Annotated in this window: 20 protein-coding genes and 1 pseudogene; 2 read left to right on the top strand and 19 right to left on the bottom strand. The window is 72.1% G+C overall.

What is annotated here, in order from left to right; genetic code table 11:
* Nucleotides 1-362 precede the first annotated feature (362 nt).
* Nucleotides 363-1,268, bottom strand: coding sequence for a LysR family transcriptional regulator (locus AB0J90_RS08760; RefSeq protein WP_363593639.1), 906 nt, complete (start codon nt 1,266-1,268; stop codon nt 363-365).
* 117 nt (nt 1,269-1,385) lie between these two features.
* On the opposite strand from AB0J90_RS08760, the gene AB0J90_RS08755 reads away from it, so the two are divergent.
* Nucleotides 1,386-2,678 (top strand): MFS transporter, encoded by a 1,293-nt coding sequence (locus AB0J90_RS08755; protein WP_363593637.1) that lies wholly within the window; start codon nt 1,386-1,388, stop codon nt 2,676-2,678.
* 6 nt (nt 2,679-2,684) lie between these two features.
* On the opposite strand, the gene AB0J90_RS08750 is transcribed toward AB0J90_RS08755, so the two are convergent.
* From AB0J90_RS08750 to AB0J90_RS08715, 8 genes are all read right to left on the bottom strand, one after another.
* Nucleotides 2,685-3,437 (bottom strand): methyltransferase domain-containing protein, encoded by a 753-nt coding sequence (locus tag AB0J90_RS08750; RefSeq protein ID WP_363593635.1) that lies wholly within the window; start codon nt 3,435-3,437, stop codon nt 2,685-2,687.
* A gap of 46 nt (nt 3,438-3,483) precedes the next feature.
* On the bottom strand, nt 3,484-4,443 hold the full coding sequence (locus AB0J90_RS08745) for a VOC family protein (protein WP_363593633.1): 960 nt from the start codon (nt 4,441-4,443) through the stop codon (nt 3,484-3,486).
* A gap of 93 nt (nt 4,444-4,536) precedes the next feature.
* A complete protein-coding gene (locus AB0J90_RS08740) occupies nt 4,537-5,040 on the bottom strand; it encodes a DinB family protein (protein WP_363593631.1) in 504 nt (167 codons plus the stop codon).
* 106 nt (nt 5,041-5,146) lie between these two features.
* Nucleotides 5,147-6,382 (bottom strand): styrene monooxygenase/indole monooxygenase family protein, encoded by a 1,236-nt coding sequence (locus AB0J90_RS08735; RefSeq protein ID WP_363593629.1) that lies wholly within the window; start codon nt 6,380-6,382, stop codon nt 5,147-5,149.
* 24 nt (nt 6,383-6,406) lie between these two features.
* Nucleotides 6,407-7,039 carry an ATP/GTP-binding protein gene (locus AB0J90_RS08730; protein ID WP_363593627.1) on the bottom strand — a complete coding sequence of 211 codons (633 nt, stop codon included), beginning with the start codon at nt 7,037-7,039 and terminating at the stop codon, nt 6,407-6,409.
* Entirely contained in the window at nt 7,017-7,361 is a 345-nt protein-coding gene (locus AB0J90_RS08725) for a DUF742 domain-containing protein (RefSeq protein ID WP_363593625.1), read from the bottom strand. Before AB0J90_RS08725 ends, AB0J90_RS08730 begins: the two co-directional genes overlap by 23 nt.
* Before the next feature lie 57 nt (nt 7,362-7,418).
* A complete protein-coding gene (locus AB0J90_RS08720; RefSeq protein WP_363593623.1) occupies nt 7,419-7,883 on the bottom strand; it encodes a roadblock/LC7 domain-containing protein in 465 nt (154 codons plus the stop codon).
* Nucleotides 7,867-9,120 (bottom strand): ATP-binding protein, encoded by a 1,254-nt coding sequence (locus AB0J90_RS08715; RefSeq protein ID WP_363593621.1) that lies wholly within the window; start codon nt 9,118-9,120, stop codon nt 7,867-7,869. Before AB0J90_RS08715 ends, AB0J90_RS08720 begins: the two co-directional genes overlap by 17 nt.
* A 315-nt stretch (nt 9,121-9,435) precedes the next feature.
* On the opposite strand from AB0J90_RS08715, the gene AB0J90_RS08710 reads away from it, so the two are divergent.
* Nucleotides 9,436-10,197, top strand: coding sequence for an SDR family NAD(P)-dependent oxidoreductase (locus AB0J90_RS08710; RefSeq protein ID WP_363593619.1), 762 nt, complete (start codon nt 9,436-9,438; stop codon nt 10,195-10,197).
* A gap of 6 nt (nt 10,198-10,203) precedes the next feature.
* Here AB0J90_RS08710 and hpnH read toward each other — a convergent pair whose 3' ends face one another.
* From hpnH to AB0J90_RS08660, 10 genes and pseudogenes are all read right to left on the bottom strand, one after another.
* On the bottom strand, nt 10,204-11,211 hold the full coding sequence (hpnH, locus tag AB0J90_RS08705) for an adenosyl-hopene transferase HpnH (RefSeq protein ID WP_363593617.1): 1,008 nt from the start codon (nt 11,209-11,211) through the stop codon (nt 10,204-10,206).
* Nucleotides 11,208-12,164, bottom strand: a complete 957-nt coding sequence (ispH, locus tag AB0J90_RS08700) for a 4-hydroxy-3-methylbut-2-enyl diphosphate reductase (protein ID WP_363593697.1) — start codon at nt 12,162-12,164, stop codon at nt 11,208-11,210. Before ispH ends, hpnH begins: the two co-directional genes overlap by 4 nt.
* 84 nt (nt 12,165-12,248) lie before the next feature.
* Nucleotides 12,249-12,683 (bottom strand): annotated as a pseudogene (locus AB0J90_RS08695) (4-hydroxy-3-methylbut-2-enyl diphosphate reductase); the annotation flags it as partial.
* A 59-nt stretch (nt 12,684-12,742) separates the two neighbouring features.
* On the bottom strand, nt 12,743-14,881 hold the full coding sequence (shc, locus tag AB0J90_RS08690; RefSeq protein ID WP_363593615.1) for a squalene--hopene cyclase: 2,139 nt from the start codon (nt 14,879-14,881) through the stop codon (nt 12,743-12,745).
* Complete coding sequence (locus tag AB0J90_RS08685; RefSeq protein WP_363593613.1) at nt 14,881-15,930, bottom strand: polyprenyl synthetase family protein; 1,050 nt, start codon at nt 15,928-15,930, stop codon at nt 14,881-14,883. Before AB0J90_RS08685 ends, shc begins: the two co-directional genes overlap by 1 nt.
* Nucleotides 15,927-17,276, bottom strand: a complete 1,350-nt coding sequence (gene hpnE / locus AB0J90_RS08680) for a hydroxysqualene dehydroxylase HpnE (protein WP_363593611.1) — start codon at nt 17,274-17,276, stop codon at nt 15,927-15,929. The genes AB0J90_RS08685 and hpnE overlap by 4 nt, the downstream gene beginning before the upstream one ends.
* Nucleotides 17,273-18,166, bottom strand: a complete 894-nt coding sequence (gene hpnD / locus AB0J90_RS08675) for a presqualene diphosphate synthase HpnD (protein WP_363593609.1) — start codon at nt 18,164-18,166, stop codon at nt 17,273-17,275. The genes hpnE and hpnD overlap by 4 nt, the downstream gene beginning before the upstream one ends.
* Nucleotides 18,163-19,302, bottom strand: coding sequence for a squalene/phytoene synthase family protein (locus tag AB0J90_RS08670; RefSeq protein ID WP_363593607.1), 1,140 nt, complete (start codon nt 19,300-19,302; stop codon nt 18,163-18,165). Before AB0J90_RS08670 ends, hpnD begins: the two co-directional genes overlap by 4 nt.
* Before the next feature lie 170 nt (nt 19,303-19,472).
* Complete coding sequence (locus AB0J90_RS08665; RefSeq protein WP_363593605.1) at nt 19,473-20,315, bottom strand: DMT family transporter; 843 nt, start codon at nt 20,313-20,315, stop codon at nt 19,473-19,475.
* Nucleotides 20,316-20,345: 30 nt separating this feature from the next.
* Nucleotides 20,346-21,722, bottom strand: a complete 1,377-nt coding sequence (locus AB0J90_RS08660) for a glycosyltransferase (RefSeq protein WP_363593603.1) — start codon at nt 21,720-21,722, stop codon at nt 20,346-20,348.
* Nucleotides 21,723-21,816 lie beyond the last annotated feature (94 nt).

Here is a 21,816-nt window from a genome sequence, read left to right as displayed (position 1 = left end):
GTCTTACGAACAAACGAAGTCTTGGTAACAGCGGTGAAAGTCGTCTTCACGATGGTTCACCTTCCAATCGGGGGTACCAAGCACGCGCACACACGGGGGGAAGCGGCGCTGCACTCGGGAAGAAGTACGAGGCCACAGCCGGCACGAGGCGAGAACACAACCCCGGCGCTGCTCCGGTCGTACGCGATGTATAACCACCCCCGGCCCGCCAACATTCCGCCAACGAGCCCCCGACGAGAGTTGATCAAGCCCAAAAACCTCGCACACCCGACACCCAACCCACCCGGAAACCCTGATGTAGAGAAAGAGGGGCTATCCGCGAACGAATAACCCCTCATTCACTGAAAGAGGCCGGTGTCCGGTTATGGGGTGGGTGGGGTCTCGGGGGTGCGTTGGCGTTGGGCGGTGGCGAGCAGGGCGCGGGCGGGTGCGCCGAGTCGGCGGTCGGTCGGGGCCGCGATCGACGTACGGAAGACCGGTGCGTGCTGCCGGATGGGAACCAGGCGCAGGTCGGAGTCGGTGCTGATGCGGGCCGCCGGCATGATCGCCACGGCCAACCGGTACTGCACGAAGTCGAGGACACTGCCCAGGTCACCCACCTCGTAGCGGACGGTCCGGCGTACCTCGGCGGCGGCGAACGCCCGGTCGGTGGCGATCCGGTTCCCCCAGTCGGGCGGGGTGTCGACGAACGTCTCGTCGGCCAGTTCGACGAGTTCGACGTCGGTACGGTCGGCGAGCGGATGTTCGGGCGGGCAGACCAGCGGCATGGTCTCGGCCTCCAGCGGGACCAGGGTCAGCCCGGCGGCCGAACCGGCGGGCAGTGCCAGGTACGCCAGGTCGAGTCGACCGCTGCGCAGGTCGGCGGCGTGTGCGGCGCTGGCCCCGACCCGTAGTTCGACGTCGACGCCGGGATGTTCGGCGCGGAACGCGGCGAGGAGTCGGGCCACGCTGACCGTCGAGGCTCGCTGGGCCTGCATCATCCCGAGCCGTACGGTCCCGCGCAGGCCGCCTCGGAGCTGGTCGACCACCTCGCGGGCGCCGGCCGCGGCGGCGAGGGTACGCCGGGCCTCCGGCAGCAGCAGCCGGCCGGCGTCGGTCAACTGGACCCGGTGGGTGGTCCGTTCGAACAGCGGTACGCCGAGTTCCCGCTCCAGGTTGCGTACCGCGGCGGAGACGGCGGACTGGACCACCCGGAGCCGCTCGGCGGCCCTGGTGAAGCTGCCCTCCTCGGCCACAGCGGTGAAGGTGGCGAGGTGGCGGAGTTCCATCCCCCGTGTTTATCACGGATCAAGATGATGGATAGAAGTTTTCTTCGTGGCTGGCGATGGCTTTTCGGATCACCATCGGAGCTGACCAGGAACGGCTCCAGACAGGTGCATCCGAACATGTCCACCATCAGCTTGAACCTATTCGCCCGACCGAGCACCCGGCCATCGGCGCGGGCGCACGGCCGAGGCTTCTGGGCAGTCGCGCTCGCCTTCCTGGCGGTGATGGCGCTCGGCACCCTGCCGTCCCCGCTGTACCCGCTCTACCAGCAACAGGACAACTTCTCCACGTTCACCGTCACCCTGATCTACGCGGCCTACGCCGCCGGGATCGTGATCACCGTCTTCACCGTCGGACACATCTCCGACTGGCACGGACGTCGCCGGATGCTGGCCCCCGCGGTCGCGGTCAGCGCGCTCAGCGCCAGTGTCTTCCTGTTCTGGCCCGAACTGCCCGGCCTCTTCGTCGCCCGGGTGCTCAGCGGCCTCTCGGTCGGCGTGGTGACCGCCACCGCAACGGCCTGGCTGGCGGAACTGCACCGGGCACACCGGCCGGAGGCCTCGCCCCGGCGGGCGCAACTGGTCGCCTCCACCGCCAACCTCGGCGGCCTCGGCCTCGGTTCACTGCTCGCCGGCCTGCTCGCCCAGTACGCCCCCCAGCCGCTGCGGCTGCCGTACGCGGTGCTGCTGATCGTGCTGGCGCTGGCGCTGGTCGGCGTACTGCTCTCGCCGGACAGCCGGGAGCTGCCGAACCCCCGCCCCCGTTACCGTACGCAGCGGATCTCGGTGCCGGCCGCCGACCGGAGCCGGTTCTACGCCGCGCTGGCCGGCGCGTTCATCGCCTTCAGCGGACTCGGGCTGCTCGCCGGACTCTCCGGCACGTTCCTCGCCGGCACCCTGCACCACCCCTCCCGCGCACTCGCCGGTACGGCGATCTTCCTGGTCTTCGCCGCCGGTGTGGTGGTCCAGCTGACCACCCCGAGCTGGTCGATCCGGCGCAGCCTGGCCACCGGGATGGTCGGCCTGCTGACCGGCATCGGGCTGCTCGTGCTCGCCGCCTGGCTGCCGACACCCAGCCTGGCCGTCTTCCTGGTCGGCGGGGTGCTGACCGGAGCCGGGGCCGGGGCGATGTTCAAGGGCACCCTCGGCACCGTGGTCGCGATCGCCAGCCCGGAGAGCCGGGCGGAGGCGCTGGCCGGGCTCTTCCTCGCCGGCTACCTTGCCCTGTCCGTACCGGTGATCGGAATCGGGATCGCGTTGCAGCAGGTCAGTGCGCGGGTGGCACTGCTCGGCTTCGCCGTACTCGTTGCGGTCGGGGCCCTGGCGGTCGCCCGCCGGCTGCTGGCCGACCCGACCCCGGCCACGGCGGCGCCCACGACGGCCGCCCGGCCGATGGCCACCGCCGGGCGGTGACACCGCTCAGGGCTTCCCGGGGCGGCGCAGCACCAGCAGGTCGAGCCGGTCGACCACGGGTGCGTCGGCCGGTCCGGCCGCACGGGCCGCCGCCCGCAGCCGGTCGAGACCGGTCTCGTACTCCGCGTCGGTGATCAGTTGCAGCGGCGTGTGCGCCGCCCGGCGTAGCTCGGTCACGGCCGAGGCCAGCGACGCGGCGCTCACCTGCGGCACCTGTTCGAGCGCGACGAACTCGAAACCGGCCGCGCCGAAGGCCGAGCAGACGCCCGCCACGCTCGGATAGCTGTCCAGGATCCGGACCGCCTCGGTGAAGTAACGGAACAGGCTGATCTGCTCGTGCCGCCCGGCGAAGGCCGAACGGATCAGCAGCGGCGCACCGGGGCGAAGCACCCGACGCAACTCCACCGCGGCGGCGGTCAGGTCCGGTACGTGGTGGATGACCGTCGACATCCAGCCGCCGTCGACGTACGCGTCGCCCAGTGGTACGGAGGCGGCGTCCCCGGCCAGCGGATCGGGGTGCACACAACGGGCCCGCATCTCGGCCGACGGCTCCACCGCGATCACGTCCAGCCCGTACCACCCGGCGAACGTACGGGCCCAGGTGCCGGTGCCGGCGCCCAGGTCCAGCAGCCGCATTCCGGGCCGGGGCCGCAGGTGCCGGGCGACGGCGGGCCGCCAGTGCGCCACCGCGTCGGAGTCCAGGTGCCGGGTTTTCGCGAACGCGTCGGCCTGCGCGGCGGCGTACTCCATCCGAGCCATCGGTTTCCCCTTCCGGGACCGGTCGTCTTCCAGGCTGGTCCGCCGGCTACGGATAGTTGCTGACCTCGATCAGGTTGCCGTCCGGGTCACGCAGGTAGATGCTGCTCATCTCCCCCATCGCCCCGGTGCGCGACACCGGTCCCAGTTCCACCGGCACCCCTTCGCGGGCCAGGTGGGCGAGCACGTCCGCCAGCGGGGTGGCGGCGACGAAGCAGAGGTCGGCGCTGCCGGGCGTGGCGTGCGCGGCGCGCGGGGTCAGCTCCGCACCGAGCTGGTGCAGGTTGATTTTGCTGGTGCCGAAGGCCAGGGCACGCCGGCCGGCACCGAAGCTCACCGGACGCATGCCCAGGGCCCGCCGGTAGAAGTCGACCGTACGGTCGAGGTCGGCCACCGTCAGCACCAGATGGTCGAGTACGTCGATCTGGACCGCCGCGGCGGGCCGCTCCCCGACCCAGTCCCCGTTGTCGTCGAACAGGTGCTGGCAGGACTGCCAGGCGGCGGGCGACATCCGGGACCGGACCCGGTCGAACAGCCGCCACAGCGCGCCGCCGTGCTCGGTGGCCAGGGCCGGGTTGTGAGTCAGTACGTCGAGTTCGTTCGCGACGGTGATCTCCACGAAGGCGCGCAGTTCCGCCTCGGTCGGCTGGTCCACGTGACCGGTGAACCGGTCGGTGAACGGCACCGGGCCGGGTTCGCCGAGGCGGGGATAGACCGCGCGGCGATCAGCGGCTCCGTACCGGTAGACCAGGGCCTCGGCGTCCTGGCCGATCACCTCCGCCAGGGTGGCCCGGTCGGACGGTGCCAGCAGCGCGTTGTCGAATCCGTCGGTGCCGTAGCTGGCGTGGCAGAGCCCGGCCAGTTGTACGTCGGGCGACGCACCCCAGGCGACGAGCCGGTCCGCGACGCGGCACAGGTGGTCGTAGAGTGTCCCGCCCGGGTGGGCGATCTCCTCCGTGCCCCGCGTCCGCAGGAATTCTTCCGCCGAGAGTCGCGCGTCCCCGTCCACCTGCTCAGTTATAGACCGCGGTGGTCCCCGGTGGTTGCCTCCGACGGCGGATGTGTCGCATCTGACGGACCGGCCGGACGCCTTACCGCTGCGTCACCACGCCCCGGTGGACCCGTCGGTGAGCTCGCGCAGGATGTCGATGTGACCGGCATGGCGGGCGGTCTCGTCGATCATGTGGACGTAGATCCAGCGCAGCGACACCTGACCGAGCTGGTCGTGGGTGCCGGTGTCGTCGAGGTCGTAGCCGGCGGCGGTCGCGCGGGACCGGGCGCACTCCCGGCTGTAGTCCTCCAGCAGTTCCGCCATGGTGGTGTGCTCGACCGACCAGCCACCGTCGGAGTCACCGGCCGGGGTCGGCTGGCCGGCCAGGTGGTGCTGGAACCAGTTCCGTTCCACCACCGACATGTGCCGGAGCACCCCGGCGAGCGTGGTCTCGGACGGTACGAGGCGGCGTTTGGCGTCCGCGTCCGGCACCTCGTGCAGCTTGGTCACGATGATCCGGCGATAGAAGTCGAGGAATTCTTCCAGTACCCGACGCTCGTCGGCGGTGACGACGAGTTCCGGGCCGAACGGCGGGGTGAGCGGCATCGTCTCCATGCCCCACGCTAACCGCGCCGACCTGCCCCCGGCTGTCCCCGGAGTGTCAGGAAGGGCTCCTTCCTCTACAGAAGACGATAAAAAAGGAGGAGCCCTTCCGTCGCGGTCAGGCGACCGAGGCGAGGTAGGTGGCGGTCTTGGCCGGGTCCATCAGCCAGTCGGCGAAGTCGGCCGGGTCGGAGAAGCCGTTGGCGAACCGGCGGGCCACCGTCGGGTTGGTCGCCGCGGTGCCGAGGATCTGCTGTACGTGCTCGGGCAGCGGCGTCAGCATCGCGTTGGTCCAGTCGGTCACCGGCGCACCGGTCCGGTCCCAGAAGCCGGCGAAGGTACGTTCCATCCAGGCCCGGTCGAACGGCTGGTCGCCGTGCCGGACGATCGCCTCCAGGTACGCCGCCGCGCACTTCGCCGCGGTGTTGCTGCCCTGGCCGGTGATCGGGTCGTTGGAGATGACCACGTCGGCCATACCCAGCACCAGCCCACCGGAGGGCAGCTCGGCGACCGGGTGCCGGACGGTCGGGGTGTACCGGCCGGAGAGGGTGGCGCGGGCGTCGGTGAGTTCGACCTCGGCACAGCGGTCGTACACCCAGGGGGTGTAGCGACGGGCCAGCTCGATGGTCAGCTTGAGCTGCTCGGCCGGGTCGAGGCGCTCCTGCCACAGGTCCAGCGGGCCGTCCGGCACCGCCTCCCAGAACAGGATGTCGCAGGGTCCGCTGCGGGTCAGAGCGGGAATCACGAACAGTTCCCCCAACCCGGGTACGGCGTTGAAGCCGACGCTCGGCGCCGGGTACCGGGGATCGGGCGCCAGCCCGTGCACGTACGACACCGCCAGCCCGCGCTGCGGGGCCGCGTACGTCGAACGGGCGGTGTCCCGGTCGAAGACGCCGACGAGTTCACCCTTGCCGGCGGCGACCACGGTCAGGTCGTACCGGCCGATCCGGGTGAGCCCGTCCAGGTCGGCGGTGGTGACCCCCTGGTAGTGCACGATCCCGCCACGCTCCTCGAACAGCTCCAGCCAGGCCGCCATCTTCAGTCGCTGGTCGGTGCTCTGCCCCGGCTCGTCGAGCGGGGCGACGATGCTCAGCGCCCGGGTGCCGGGAGGTGCGGAGAGCGAGACGTGCAGGCCGGCGATCCGGGGTGCCCTGTCCTCCCAGAGGTTCAGCCCGTACGCGCGCTCGGTCTGCAGGGCCTGGTGGAACATCGCCTGGGTGCTCGTCACCCAACCCTCGCGGATCTCCTCCGGGGTGCGCGCCGACATCACGGTCACCTGGTAGCCCTCGGCGAGCAGGCTGAGACCGAGTTGCAGGCCGGACTGTCCGGCGCCGACGATCAGGATTTTCCGCATCGTTTCTCCCGAGGGGTGGTAGGGCTATCGGTGGGCGGACGCGCGGGCAGGCGCGGGGGCGGCGAACCGTCCGGTCGGGGTGCCGCCGGTACGCCGGATGGTGTGGTCCACGACGGCGAGCAGGGCACGGGCGACCGAGCCGGTGTCCCGGGCGTCGCAGGTGATCACCGGTACGTCCGGGCCGAGCGCGAGCGCCCGGCGTACGTCGGCCAACTGGTGGGTGAGCCGGCCGTCGAAGAGGTTGACGCAGACCACGAACGGCAGGCTGCTGTCCTGTTCGAAGTAGTTGACCGCCGCGAACGACACGTCCAGCCGACGGGTGTCGACCAGCACCATGGCACCGACCGCGCCCCGGCACAGGTCGTCCCACATCGGCCAGAACCGCGCCTGGCCGGGCGTACCGAAGAGGTAGAGGACCAGGTCCTCGGCGACGGTCCGGCGGCCGAAGTCCATCGCCACCGTGGTCGTGGTCTTGTCGATGCCCGGGTCGAGCCGGTCGACCGGCTCGCTCGCCGCGGTCATCCACGCCTCGGTGTTGACCGGCGGGATCTCGGAGATCGACCCGACCAGGGTGGTCTTGCCCACCCCGAATCCACCCGCGATGACGATCTTCGCGGAGGTCGGCACGGGACGCTCAGGCGAGCTGTAGGAGGCCATCGCGGAGTCTTTCCAGAAGCCGGGAGTCGAACGGGGACGAGTAGGTCTCCGGGTGGACCTGCAACCGGTTGGTGGTGGCGAGGTCGTCGATGACCACACGGGTCACCCCCAGCGGCATCCCGGAGTACGCGGAGAGTTCGGCGACCGAGGTGGTCCGCCGGGCCCGGTCGTAGAGGGACCTGGTCTCCGGCGGCAGCCCGGCGGCGAACCGCGGGTCGTAGTACGACACCGAGATAAGGGTGTGCACGAAGAGACGCTGCCGGGTCCGGGTACGGCCGCCGGTCAGCACGTAGGGTCGCACCTTCCAATGTGCGGTAGCCACGGTGGCGTCAGCTCCCTCGTGAGTGCGCGGTCGGGATCGTGCGGTGGTACGGGGTGGTCAGCCGGCGCCCTGGCTCGCGGTACGCCGTTGCAGGTCGCTGCGCATCTGCGGGCTGAGCAGGTGACCGACCGCACCGACGAACTTCGTCATCTGGTACGCCACCACCCGCAGGTCACAGCCGCTGGTGGCGGCGACAGCGAGCCCGGCCGAATCGCCCACCCGCATGAACAGCAGGTGCCCGCCGGGCAGGCGGACGGTGAGGTACTCGGAGAGCCCGAGGTCGAGCAGGGCGGCGCTGCGGTCGGCCATGCTCAGCAGTCCTGAGGTCAGCGCGGCGAGTTGGTCGCCGAGGTCCCGGGGCACCGCCTCCGAGGCGACGAGTTGCAGCCCGTCCAGGCTGACCAGCAGGGCGTGCGTCACCCCAGACGTCTCGGCCGCGAACCGGCCGATCAGCCACGCGAAGTCCTGTGGGGAGTGGACTGCGGCCGGCGGGCGGGAGAGGTCGTTACGCGGGCTGGTCATCACGGTGTCCTTCGGAACGGTTGCCGGGGTGCGGTTCTCGGCCGTCGCGGAATCCGGCGGCGAAGTCGATCGTCTCGTCCGGCCAGGCGAGCTGGTCGGAGCCGACCGCCGGCCCGCCCGGTGCGATCGGGCGGGGCGGCGGCACGTCCCCGCGCAGGCTGGCCGGTTCCCGCCGGGGCAGGTTGGTACGGGCCGGACCGGCCGCCGGCACGCCGGCACCGTTGCGCTGACCCGCCGGCCCATGACCGTTGCGCTGGGCCGACGGGTCACTGCCGTTGCGCGGACCGGCCGGGTTGCCACCGTTGCGCCCCCCGGACAGCTCGCTGGAGTTGCGCCCCCCGGACAGTTCGCTGCCGTTGCGCGGAGGCGGCGGGAGCTGGCCGGAAAGCGGCGGGGGCGGGAGCTGGCCGGGAGACGGTGGTGGGAGTGGGCGGGGTGGTGGGGTGTGGGGCGGGGGCTCGGGTGCGGACGGGATCTCGCAGAGCAGTCCGGCGGGGAGCAGCACGGTCGCGGTCGTACCGCCGCCGGGTCGGGCGGTCAGCCGTACGCCGATCCGGTGCGCGGCGGCGAGCCGCTGCACCACCAGCAGGCCGAGCCGGGTGGCGCTGGCCTCGGCCACGGTCACCGGTACGGCGCTGGCCAGCATGTTGTTGACGTCCACGAGCTGCGCGGGGGCGAAACCCAGTCCGGTGTCCTCGACCCGCAGCAGCACGCTGCCCACCTCGGTCAGGTGGGCCGAGACGGTCACCGGCGCGGCCGGCGGGGAGAACCGGGTCGCGTTGTCGAGCACCTCGGTGAGCACCCGGATCACGTCGTCGGCCGCGAAGTCGACCACGGCGAGATGGGCGATCACGCCGAGGCGTACCCGGGGGTAGTGCTCGATCGCCGAGGTTCCCGCGCGTACCACGTCCAGCAGCGAGGTGATCTGACGGCCTGCGTCGTCGACCGTACGACCGGCGAGCACCAGTAGGTTCTCCGCCTGCCGCCGGATCCGGGTGTTGGCGTGGTCGATCCGGTAGAACTGGGCCAACCGGCCCGGGTCCTGCTCCTCCGCCTCGACCGCCGCGAGCTGCCCGCCGGTCTGGTACGCGGCGGACAGGATCCGCAGCGCGAACTGTTCACACAGCGCCGGCCAGGCCCGCGCGGCGCCAGCGTCCGGACCGGGCGGCACGGGAACGGGTACGGGCGTGGAGGCGTCGTACGTCGCGGCCGGGTCGGGCGTGAACCTGTCGTCCACGGACGGGTCCAACCAGCGAGCGACCCGGCGTCGTAGTCCACCCGGCCGGTTCATCGGCAAGCCTTTGAGCAGCACATATCCTGTTCTTCCGGATCAGTGACGAACTCACCACGGGCACACCATTTATTTATGGTTCGAGGGTTTTGCGTCATAGCTCGCTGTAGCTAATCAGCCCCGTTCGGGAACGGCAATAGGGGTTCGCGCTCCACACGCGGTGCATACCCCTAGGGAGCAGGCATCGACAATCGGCCATACGACGCGCCGAGTTTGTCCGGTCTGCCGGTCTTCGAGCCCCGGAGCGGCGACACTACCGGGATGGGAGCTTTCCGCATCGACGGCGTTACGGCGCTGGTCACCGGTGGGTCGTCCGGCATCGGCGCGGCTGCGGCGCGGCAACTCGCCGGCGCCGGCGCCACGGTCTTCCTCGCCGGCCGCGACGCCACCCGGCTCACCGAACTCGCCGACCGGATCGGCGGTACGGCGATCATCGGCGACCTCACCGAACCGGCCGGGGCGGCCGACCTGGCCGAGCGGGTGCTGACCGAGGCGGGACGGGTCGACGTGCTGGTCAACAACGCCGGGCAGGGCTGGGCCGGGCCGCTGACCGGGATGACCGAGCCGGAGATCGCGCGGATGGTCGCACTCAACCTGACCGCGCCGATCCTGCTCACCCGGGCCGTACTGCCCGGCATGCTGGCGCGGGGACGGGGACACCTCGGTTTCGTCGGCTCGATCGCCGGCCGGCTCGGCGTACGCGAGGAGGCCGTCTACTCGGGGACCAAGGCCGGGCTGAGCGTCTTCGCCGACAGCCTGCGCCACGAGACGGCCGGACACGGGATCGTGGTCACCGAACTCGTGCCGGCCGTCGTGGACACCGCCTTCTTCGTACGCCGAGGTCGCCCCTACGACCGCCGGTCGCCCCGGCCGGTGCCGGCCGAACGGGCCTCGGCCGCCCTGCTCACCGCCATGTTCGCCGGCCGGCCCGAGGCGTACCTGCCCAACTGGCTACGCCTGCCCGTGGCCATCCGCTCCACCCTGCCCCACACCTACCGGACCCTCTCCAGACGCTGGGGCTGAGCCCCGTCAGCTCGTGGACCGCAGCGCGCGGATGGACTGGGTGAGGGAGTTCATGGTGGCCAGTACGGCGGTCGGCTCGTAGCCGCAGTGGGCCATGCAGTTGGCGCAACGGGAGTCCTTGCCCCGGCCGTAGCTCTCCCAGTCGGTAGTCTCGATCAACTCCTTGTACGTCTTGGTGTAGCCGTCGTTCATCAGGTAACACGGGCGCTGCCACCCGAACAGCGAGTACGACGGGATCGCCCACGCGGTGCACGGGAAGTCGACCTTCCCCTCCAGGAAGTCCAGGAACAGCGGCGAGTGGTTCAGCCGCCACTTGCGCCGCCGGCCGTCCCCGAACGCCTTGCTGAACATCGACCGAGTCTCCTGCACCCCGAGGAAGTGCTCCTGGTCCGGCGCCTTGTCGTAGGCGTACGCCGGAGAGAGCATCATCTGGTCGACGGCGAGATCGTCGTTGAGGTAGTCGAGCACCTCGATCACCGTCTGCGGGGTGTCGGTGGAGAAGAACGTGGTGTTGCTGGTGACCCGGAAACCACGTCGCTTGGCCTCCTTGATCGCCGCCACCGCCTCGTCGAAGACGCCGTCCTTGCAGACCGAGGCGTCGTGCCGTTCCTTCAGCCCGTCGATGTGCACGGCGAACGAGAAGTACCGCGACGGCCGGAACTTGTCCAACTTCTTGGTCAGCAGCGCCGCGTTGGTGCAGAGGATGACGTACTTGCGGCGTTTGACCAACTCGTTGACGATCACTTCGATCTGCGGGTGCATGAGCGGCTCGCCACCGGCGATCGAAACCATCGGCGCACCGGACTCCATCACCGCGCCGACCGCCTGCTCCACCGGCATCCGGCGTTTCAACACGTCGGCCGGATGCTGGATCTTCCCGCAACCGGCGCAGGCGAGGTTACAGGCGAACAGCGGCTCCAACTCCACCAACAGCGGGAAGTACTGCTTACGACGCAGCTTCTGCCCGACCAGGTAGCGGCCGACCCGGATGCTCTGACGCAACGGCATACTCATCGCGGACGTTTCTCCTTCGGCAGGGTGAAGTGCACATCTTCGGTACTGGTCGTGCGTTCCCGGACGGCCTGCGCGCCCAGCCCGACGAGCGCCGCCACGGTCTGGTCGACCAGGTGCGGCGGGGCTGACGCCCCGGCGGTGACACCGACGGTGCGGACACCGGCGAGCCAACGCAGGTCCACCGAGCCGACGTCGTCGACCAGGTGGGCGGGGGTACCGGCCCGGCTGGCCACCTCGACCAGCCGGAGCGAATTCGACGAGTTCGCCGAGCCGACCACCAGCACCAGGTCCGCCTCGTCGGCGATCGCCCGGAGCGCGACCTGGCGGTTGGTGGTGGCGTAGCAGATGTCGTCCGAGGAGGGCCCGGTCAGCGCCGGGAAGCGGCGGCGCAGCACGTCCAGCACCCCGCTGACCTCGTCCACCGCCAGGGTGGTCTGCACCAGGTAGGAGACCTGGCCGGGGTCTGGGACCTCGACCCGTTCCGCCTCCCGGGGGCTCTGCACCAGGGTGATCGCGCCGGGCACCTCGCCGAGCGTGCCCTCGGTCTCCTCGTGTCCGGCGTGGCCGATCAGCAGCACCGTACGGCCCTGCCCGGTGAACCGGCGGGCCTCGCTGTGCACCTTCGTCACCAGTGGACAGGTCGCGTCGATCACCGGCAGCCCACGGGCGGCGGCGGTCTCGCGTACCTCGGTCGATACACCGTGCGCGGAGAAGACCGTGACCGCGCCGTCCGGCACCTCGGTCAACTCGTCCACGAAGACCGCACCGCGCCGGCTCAGGTCGTCGATGACGTGCGTGTTGTGCACGATCTGCTTGCGCACGTACACCGGTGCGCCGTGCCGGTCCAGGGCCTGCTCGACCACGGCGATGGCCCGTTCCACCCCGGCGCAGAACGACCGGGGCGCGGCCAACACCACCTCGCGTACGGAGGTCGCCGCCGCCCACTCGGTCAACACCGGCCCGACCAGGGTCAACGTACGCAGCGCAGTGGCGATCCGGCCCAGGGTCGCGGCCCGGAGCAGCGGCTCCGACGCCACGTCGGCGATCACCCGTACGCAGGCGGTCGGCCGGCCCGGTGGGCCCGCCAGCAGCGCCGACGACTCGGTGTCCACGGCCAGCGCCCCGGTGGCCGCCAGCCGCGCCCGGTCGGCGCCGTCGACCAGCCGGTCACTGCTCACCACCGGTCCCAGGTGCACGGTGAGCCCCTGCCGGCGCAGCGCCGCGGCGATCATCGGCGCGGACGGGCAGGGCAGCGTCTCCTCCCCGGTCCGGCTGTCCCGGCGTACCTCGGTGGCCACGACCACGTCACCCGGCCGCAGCGCCGGGTCGAGGCCACCGGCGATGCCGGCGACCGCGAGCGCCGAGGTTTCGCCGTAACCGGCGGCGGCGCGGGTGGCCCGGAGCAACCCCCGACCGGTACGCCGCAGCGGCACACCCGACGGCAGGGCGCGGCGCAGCGCGTGCGCCTCCATCCGCATCGGGGCGAAGAGCACCCAGTCGCCGGCCCGGTCGGTTCGTTCGCCGAGGCCGTTCACCCGCGCCCCCGCACGGGATCCGCGGCGGCGGTGACCGCGGCGTCGGCCCCGTTGGCCAGCGTGACCGCCCCGGTGGCAGCAGCGCCCGCGCCGCTGTGGGCGGCCAGGATGCGGCCGAGGGCGCTGATCGGGAAGACCAGCCGGTACAGGTGGTAGTTGATGTAGAAGTCACCGGGGAAGCCGGTGCCGGTGTACTGCGGCTCGTCCCAGCCACCGTCGGCACGCTGCGTCGCGATCAGCCAGTCGACGCCACGCCGGGCCGGCTCGCTGTCGCCGGCCCCGGTCGCGTGCAGGGCCAGCAGCGCCCAGGCGGTCTGCGACGCGGTCGAGTCACCCCGACCCCGCCAGGACCGGTCCCGGTACGACCGCATGTCCTCACCCCAGCCGCCGTCCGGGTTCTGTGTCCGGTGCAGCCAGCCGACCGCGCGTACGATCACCGGGTCGTCGACCGGCAGGCCCGCCGCGACCAGTGCGGGTACCACCGCGCCGGTGCCGTACACGTGGTTGGCGCCCCAGCGGCCGAACCAGGAGCCGTCGCGTTCCTGGGCCCGCAGCAGCCAGGCGACCCCGCGCCGGACCGCTGCCGTGTCGGACGGCCCACGGGCGCAGAGCGCCTCCACCACGTGCGCGGTGACGTCGGCGGTCGGCGGGTCGATCACCTCACCGAAGTCGCAGAACGGCAGCTCGCGGGCGATCGTACGGGTGTTGTCGGCGTCGAACGCACCCCAGCCGCCGTCACGGCACTGCATCCCGCGCAGCCACTGCTCGCCCCGTTCCAGGGCTTCCGCCGTACGCGGGTCGCCGTCGCTTCGCCGCAACGCAAGCAGCACCTCGGCGGTGTCGTCGGTGTCCGGGTAACCGTCGTTGTCGAACTCGAACGCCCAACCGCTCGGCGGCAGGTCCGGCCGGCGTACCGCCCAGTCGCCGCCGACCCGGATCTCCTCGTCGAGCAGCCAACGGTTGGCCCGGACCAGGGCCGGATGGTCGCCGGGCAGCCCGGCGTCGGCGAGCGCGGTCACCGCGAGCGCGGTGTCCCAGACCGGTGACTGGCACGCCTCCAGCCGGCGCACCTCGCCCTCCGGGGACGCCTCCCGCACGGTGAACCGGTCCAGCCCGGCCAACCCCGTGCGCAGCACCGGGTGGTCGAGCGGGTAACCGAGCAGGTGCAGCGCGATCAGCGAGTAGACCCACGGTGGCTGGATGCCGCCCCAGGACCCGTCGGCCTCCTGCCGGGCCACGATCCACTCCGCCGCCCGGCGCAGCGCGTTTCGGCGTACGGCACGGACCGGGCGGCGCTCGTACCCGCGCAGCACCCCGTCGAGGCGCTGGAACCAGCCGGTACGCGTACGCAGCGAGGTGACCGGTGCCGTACGGACACCCGTACGCAGTTCGTCCAGGGCAAAGCCGAGTGAACGTACCGGGCGCAGGGCCCGGACGATCGACAGCGGCACGATGGTCTGCCGGGCCCAGCAGGCGAAGTCGTAGACGTTCAGCGGCACCCAGGACGGCAGCAGCACCACCTCCGGTGGGACCGCCGGGATCTTTTCCCAGGACCATTCGCCGAACAGGGCCAGCCAGATCCGGGTGAAGACCCGGCTGCGTTCGATGCCGCCGTGGGCGAGCACGAACTCGCGCGCCAGGCGCAGGTGGTGGTCGTCGGCCCGGTCGCCGGCCAGCCGCAGCGCCGCGTACGCCTCGATGGTGGTGGACAGGTCGCCCGGACCGCCGTGGAAGTTGGCCCAGCTTCCCTCGGGTTGCTGCTGGCTACGGATCCACCGGGCGGTGGCCTCGGTCTCCTCCTCGGTACGGATGCCGAGGAACTGCCGCATCAGCAGGTCCTCGGCCTCCATCGTCACGTTGGTGGCCAGTTCGCCCTGCCACCAGCCGCCCGGTTCCTGGCCGGCGAGCAGGTGTTCGCGGGCCCGGCCGAGCGCGTCGGCCAGCCGCTGCGTACGGTGACCGCCGGCCAGGTCCACCGGTAGGCCCGGCGTGGCGTCGGCGGTCGCACCGATGCCGGGGACCACGGCCGAGTCGACCGCTTCCGCCACGGCCAGGTCGACGGCCTGCTCGACGCCGAGTTCCACCGCACCGTCGACGGCCCCGTCGACACCGGACTCGGAGCGGGCGCCGGCCATCAGTGGTCCCGACCGGTCATGAACCGGGCGATCTCCACCAGTTCCCGGTGGACGTCCGCGACCTTGTTCGCGTCCGGTCCGCCGGCCGCGCCGAGTTCGGTCAGCCGGTCCAGTTCGGCCAGCGCCTCGGTGAGCAGCCGGTCCGCTTCCTTCTCGGTCCAGTCCCGGGCGCCGGTCTCCTCGATCAGGGTGGCGGCCAGCGTCAGGTCGGTGCTGGACAGTTCACCCGGGGTGGCGTACAGCTCGCGGAGCTGGTCGCTGGCCGTACCGCCGGCGGTGAGCGCGCGGACGACCGGCACCGACTTCTTCCGTGCCACCAGGTCGGACAGGACCGGCTTGCCGGTGACCGCCGGTTCGCCCCAGATGCCGAGCAGGTCGTCGACGAGCTGGAAGGCGAGACCGAGCCGGTCGCCGTAGAGGGCCAGGCCCAGGGTGAGGGCGGGCGGGCCGCCGCAGAGGACCGCGCCCATGGTCGCGGAACAGGACAGCAGCGCCGCGGTCTTGTCCCTGGCCATGGTCAGGCACTCGTCCAGGGTCACCGTGTCCCGGTGTTCGAACGCCACGTCGGCGGCCTGGCCGGCGATGAGCCGGCGCACCGCCGCGTTCAGGTACCGCAGCCCCCAGGTGCCGCCGTGTCCCGGCATCGCCGACAGCACGTCCCCGGCGAGGCTGAGCAGCGCGTCGCCGGCCAGGATCGCCGGGCCGATGCCGAACGCGGCCCAGGCGGTCGGCCGGTGTCGCCGCTCCGCGTCCCCGTCGATCACGTCGTCGTGCAGCAGGGAGAAGTTGTGCACCAGCTCCACCGCCACCGCGCCGGGCAGCGCGTCCTCGGCGGTCTTGCCGGCGGCCCGTGCGGAGAGCAGCACCAGGGCCGGTCGCAGCCCCTTGCCGCCGCCCCGGGTGGTCGGCTGCCCCTCGGCGTCCCAGTAGCCGAGCTGGTAGCCGGCGGTCAGCCGGGTGCGTTCGTCGATCCGGTCGAGCGCCGCCCGGATCTCGGGCTGCACGAGCGTGTCCACCTCGGCCAGGAAGCCAGGCAAGGTCATGGTCATCTCAGCGCCTCCGTCGTACTCGTCTTCGACCCGAGATGGGCGAGCACAACGTCGGCGGCCTGCCGGCCGCTGCGTACCGCGCCCTCCATCGTGTCCGGCCATCCGGTGTCGGTCCACGCCCCCGCCAGCACCATCCCGGGCAGCCGGGTACCCGCTGCCGGCCGGTCCCGGCGGGTGCCGGGTCCCTGCCGGAAGGTCGCCCGGGGCTCGCGGGTCACGAACACGTCCCGTACCGGGGTCCGTCGCGCCGCCGGGAAGAGGTCCGCCAGCGCGGCTAGCTGGCTACGCCCCAGTTCCGCCGACGGTGTCCGCAGCACGGTTTCCGCCGCCGAGATCGAGGTGACCAGGTACTGGCCACGGGCACCGGGCGGGGTGCGGTCGAAGACCCACTGCACCGGGTTGTCCAACGCGGCGGCGAACTCCAGGTCGGTGACCCGTTCCTGGTAGCGCACGTGCACGTTGACGATCGGCGCGGCGCCCAACCCGGCCCAGCGCTCCCGGTCGGGGGCCGCCTGGGGCGGTACCAGCCGGGCCGCCTGCGGGTGCGGGACGGCCAGCACCACCGCTTCGGCGTCGAGGCGTACCCCGTCGGCACTGACCTGGAACCCACCCCGGTCGGGGACGATCTCGCGGACCTTGACCCCGGTCCGGACGGTGCCGCCGACCCGGCGCAGCAGCGCCCGGGCCGGTTCACCGTGCAGTTCGGACAGCGGCACCGTGGGTCGGCCGATGTCACCGGCGTCGGCGCGGTCGAGCAGCCCGGTCCGGAACACCCGCGCGGCCAGCGCGAGCGACGCCAGGTGCGGCGGCGCGTTCAGCGCCGCGACGCAGATCAGCTCCCACAACCGGCGTACGGTCGGCGCGTCCTGGCCGTGCCGGGTCAGCCAGTCGCCGAAGCTGACGTCGTCGTTGGCCGGGTCGTCCGGGTCGACGGTACGCAGCGCGGCGGCGCCCCGGATCGCGGCGATCCGCTGCCCCATCCGCAGCGGCCGGTAGTTGACCAGGGCCGGCAGCAGGTGCGCCGGTGCCGGCAGTCGCCGGGTACGGGTGAGCAGGTGCGGCGGTACGCCGACCCGCAGGATCGGCACCGCGAACACGTCCTGTACGTGCGCGTCGCCGGCCGTACCGAGCCGGTCGAGCAGTTGCCGGTATTCGTGGTAGCAGCGGAGGAAGACGTGCTGGCCGGTGTCGACCACGAGGTCGCCCCGGCGGAACGAGTAGGTGGCCCCGCCCAGCTCCGGCCGGGCTTCGAGCAGGGTGACCCGCGCCCCGGCGTCGATCAGGCGCAGTGCGGCGGTGATGCCGGCCAGGCCGCCACCGATGACGCAGACCTGTTCGCCGTTCACGCGCTGCTCCGGGTCATCGCCCGTGCCGCCACGTACGCCTTCTGCCAGCCGGGCAGGGAGACCCGGCGCCGGGTGACCGCGAGCGGGTCGGCGACGATCCGGGCCAGCAGCCGGTGGTAGATGCCCGCCATCGCCGCGACGCAGGCGGCGCTGCGCCGGTCCAGCAGCGGCAGCAGCCGCAGCCCGGTCCGGTAGTAGCGTTCGGCCCGCTGCGCCTGCCAGCGTACGAGTTCGGCGAGCCGGTCCGGCGGGTCGGCGAGACCGCCGTCGACGCCGGGTGTCAGCGTGCAGCCGAACCGGTCCAGGTCCTCGCGCGGCAGGTAGACCCGGCCGTTTCCGCGGTCCTCGACGATGTCCCGGAGGATGTTGGTCAGTTGCAGCGCGATGCCGAGCGTGTCGGCCAGTTCGCTGGCGACGCTGCGAGGCACGGTCGGGCGGACGTCGAAGACACCGAGCGAGAGCCGGCCGACCGAGCCCGCTACCTGCCGGCAGTAGCCGACCAGGTCGTCGAAGGTGTCGTACACGGTGTCCTGCACGTCGGCCAGGCAGCCGTCGACGATCTCGTCGAGCGCGGGCAGCGGGATCGGCAGCCGGTCACCCGCGTCGGCGAGGGCGAGCAGCACCGGATCGCCGCCGGCCTCCGGCAACTGGTGCAACGCGGCCCGTACCTGGTCCAGTCGGGCCACCTTGGCCGCCGGAGGCAGGTCGCCGTCGCCGATGTCGTCGATCCGCCGGGCGACGGCGTAGACGGCGCAGAGCGCGCCGCGCCGCTCGGGCCGCAGCAGGCGGATGCCGTACGAGAAGTTGCGGGCCTCGGTCCGGGTGATCCGCTCGCACTCCCGGTAGGCCAGGTCCAGTGGGGAGCCGGCGATGCGGCCGGGGGCGGTCATCCGGGCCTCGCGATCAGCGTCTTGAGCCACTGCCCGGCGGTGCCCGCCCGGGTGGGACGGGGTACCCGGCTCAGCGGGTCGTGGTCGGCTCGGGCCAGCGCGGCAAGTGCCGCCCGCCCACCGGCCAGGTAGCCGGCGACCGCCAGCCGGGCCCAGCCGTGCAATTCGCCGACCAGCGGCGCGCCCTCGTCCAGGGCGGCGGTGGCGCGTGCGGCCTGCAACCGGATCACCGCCCGCAGCCCGTCGCCGGCGTACGGCGCGGCCAGGTCGTCCGGCGCTACGCCGTACCGGTCGAGGTCCACTCGGGGCAGGTAGATCCGGTCCCGGCCGTAGTCCTCCGCCACGTCCTGGAGGTGCTCGATCACCTGTAGGGCGGTGCAGATGCGATCGGACAGTGCGATCCGCCGGGGCGACTGTGCCCCGAAGACGTGCAGGACCAGTTCGCCGACCGGGTCGGCCGACAGGTGGCAGTAGTCGACCAGTTCGTCGTACGTGTCGTAGCGGTGCACGACCTGGTCGCGCTGGTTGGCGGCGATGAGCCGGCGCAGCGGTCCGATCGGCAGCCGCCGGTCGGCCACCGTCGGGGCGAGTGCCACCAGTACCGGGTGGGTGGGCGGCTGACCGGCGTACATGGCCAGGAGTTCGTCTTCGAACCGATGCAGTGCCGCCGACCGGGCAGCCGGCGTGTCGTACGGCCCGACCGGTGTGTCGTACGGCCCGGTGGCGACGGAGCCGGTTGCCGGGTCGCGGGCGGGCGGGCTGTTCGGGTCCTGCGGCGGGACGCTGATCGGGTCGCGGGCGGGCGGACTGCCGGGGTCGCGGGCGGGCGGACTGTTCGGGTCTTGCGGCGGCGGGCTGCCGGGGTCGCGGGCGGGCTCGCTGATCGGGTCACGGGCGGGTTCCCGGCCCTGTGCCGGTACGGGCTCGTCGCCGAGGTCGTCCACGTAGCGGGCGTACCCGTACAGCGCCAGCAGGTGCCGGCGGATGGCGCCGGGCAGGATCCGCAGGGCAACCGGGAAGTTCTCACCGGACAGCGCGGTGTCCGGGATCCGCCGCAGCGCGGACGGATCCCCGGGCGGCCGGGCGGCTGGATCCCCGGGCGGCTGGCTGGAGACGTTGCCGGTCAATTCGAGCACATGCAGCCTCTCGCGCAGAGTCCACCTGTCGACGCGAGCCGGCCGGGACCGCCGCACCAGATGTTAGTAACCCATCACTCGCGCTAAGTAGTCGTGACTGAGCGTACCCAACTTCAACCGGTTGGACGGTGAGGCCGGCGAAGTCTGTTTCAGGTTCCGATCGAGCCGGGCTACTTCGACCGGGTGGTGCTGGCCAGCGAAATCCCGACGATCATGAGGATCACGGCGATGATTTCGATCACCAGCCGGGGGCCGTCGGTGGAGAGCGTCTCGTGGAACGCAGTTACTCCGATGACTACTCCACCGAACGGGTCGAGCAACGTGATAGCGGTCAGTGGCGCGGCGATCGGCCCGCTCTGGTACGCGTTCTGGTTCAGGATCAGCGCGCCCGCGCCGACCACGATCAGCGCGTACAGGTGCCAGTCGGCCAGCAACATCCACGGCTTACTGGTGAGGTCCTCGCTGATCGTCTTGAGCAGCGCCGCGGCGACCGCGTACAGCAGCCCGGTGGCGATGCCGAGCAGGGTGCCCCGGTGCGCTTCCCGGGCGCGCCACGCGCCGAGCAGGCAGATCGCGATCAGCCCACCGGCACCCACGCCCACGCCCAGCCAGGCCATGGTCGACGGCTGTTCCACCCCGGCGCGCGGGTTCGCCGTGACCAGGAAGGTGGCCAGGCCGACGATCGCGATTCCCGCGAGGATGAGGTCCTTGCGGTGCGGCTTGCGTTTCTCCAGCGCCGCCTCCAGCGGGATCGCCATGAACAGGCCGGTCATCAGCAGCGGCTCGACCAGGGCCAGCGGACCGAAGCGCAGGGCGACCGCCTGCACGCCGGTGCCGATGGCGTCCGGGATGCCGCCGAAGAGCCAGAGTGGCCGGTGCAGCAGCCGGATCAGCAGCCGGGGGTCGCCGGCCCTGGTCGGCTTCTCCTGCTTGGCGGCGTGCTGTTCGAGGGCCGAACTGAAGGCGAAGAACAGCGCCGAGACGAGGCCGAGCACGATCGCGAGAAGCGGCACGGGATCAGCCCGCTCGGCGTCGGCCCGACATCACCGGCGCCGTCCCGGTGGAGTCGGCTGCTGGGCGTGGTGGTGTGCGTACCAGTTCAGCGCGGCGACCGCGAGGCAGACCAGCACGCCGGCCCGCCGGGCGCGGCGACCACGCCCACCTCGGGTACGCGACGACGGCCGGGGCAACGGGTTCGGCAACGCCTCCACGCCCCGCGCCACGTCCGCCACCACCCGCGCCGGGTCGGATTCGAACAGCTCCAGGCCGGCGTCGCGTTGCTGCTGGCCGCGTACGCCGTCGGTCAGCTCCACCAGGGCCGGTCCCAGGTCCTCGGCCCGACGCACCCAGCTCACCATGCCGGCCTGCGCCATGGTGACGGCGTTGGCCCGACCGTGACCGGGGATCGGCCGGTAGGTGGCGACCGGCAGTCCGCTGGCCATCGCCTCCAGCGCGGTCAGCCCACCGGCGTTCTCGACCAGTACGTCGGCAGCCTGCAGCAGCGCGGGCATGTCGTCGACCCAGCCGAAGACGTGGGCCACCCGCTGGCGGCGTAGTCGCCGGTAGAGCGCCTCGTTGTGCCCGCAGACGACCACCGGGGTGGCCACGCCGGTACGGGCGATCTCGGCGGCGGTGGTCGCCACCTCGCCGACCCCCCAGGAGCCGGCGACCAGCAGGGCGAGCCGTCCCTGCGCCGGCAGACCGAAGTGCTCCCGGGCGTGTCGCCGGGCCTGCGCCGTACCGGGGCCGAAGCCGGCCGAGACGAGCCGACCGACCACCCGTACCTCGGTCGCGCCGAGCGCGCGGGCCTGGGCCCGGCTGGTCGGGTGCGCGGCGCAGTAGACGTCCACACCGGGCGAGACCCAGAGCGGGTTGACCGCGAAGTCGGTCAGGTACGTGATCACCGGTACGCCGAGCTGGCCCTTGCGGCGCAGCGGTCCGAGCAGTTGGGTGGCGATCGGGTACGTCGAAACCACCGCCCTGGTGTCCGGTCCGACCAGTTCACGCACCTGCGCCCGGACCGGGCGGAGCAGTGCCCTGGTGATCGGGCCGGCGCCGGTGAAGTTGCAGCCGATCGCGAACAGCGACCCGTAGATCCACGGGAACCTGCTCAGCATGCCGTGGTAGGTGCCCCGGAGGAGCTTGCCGAGCCCGTACGGGAAGATGTCCGCCAGATCCCGGCAATCCACCTCAAATCCCCGACCACGGAGCCGGTCTGCCAGTTCACGGCTCGCGCCCTCGTGCCCGGCGCCCGCGCTGGCCGAGATGATCACCACCCGTGCTGGCCGCTCCGGCAGGGCGTGCCGACGCTCGGACGGAACCCCCGCCGACGCGTACGGGTCCCACGTCGCCGGCCTCGGCGCGCCGCCGTTCGGCCTGGCCGCCGGGCGCGCCCCGCGCCACCCGCGAATCAATCGCATCCGGCCATCTACCCAAACCGGGTGCGAAGAATCCTCGCCAATCCGCATTCGGCCGGATATCTGCCCCGCTCCCCCGTCGCCGGCCCGTCGCAGC

Origin of the sequence: Micromonospora sp. NPDC049523, from assembly GCF_040676775.1 — a bacterium.
Taxonomy (GTDB): Bacteria; Actinomycetota; Actinomycetes; order Mycobacteriales; family Micromonosporaceae; genus Micromonospora_G.
This window is presented reverse-complemented; position numbering and strand designations above follow the sequence as displayed.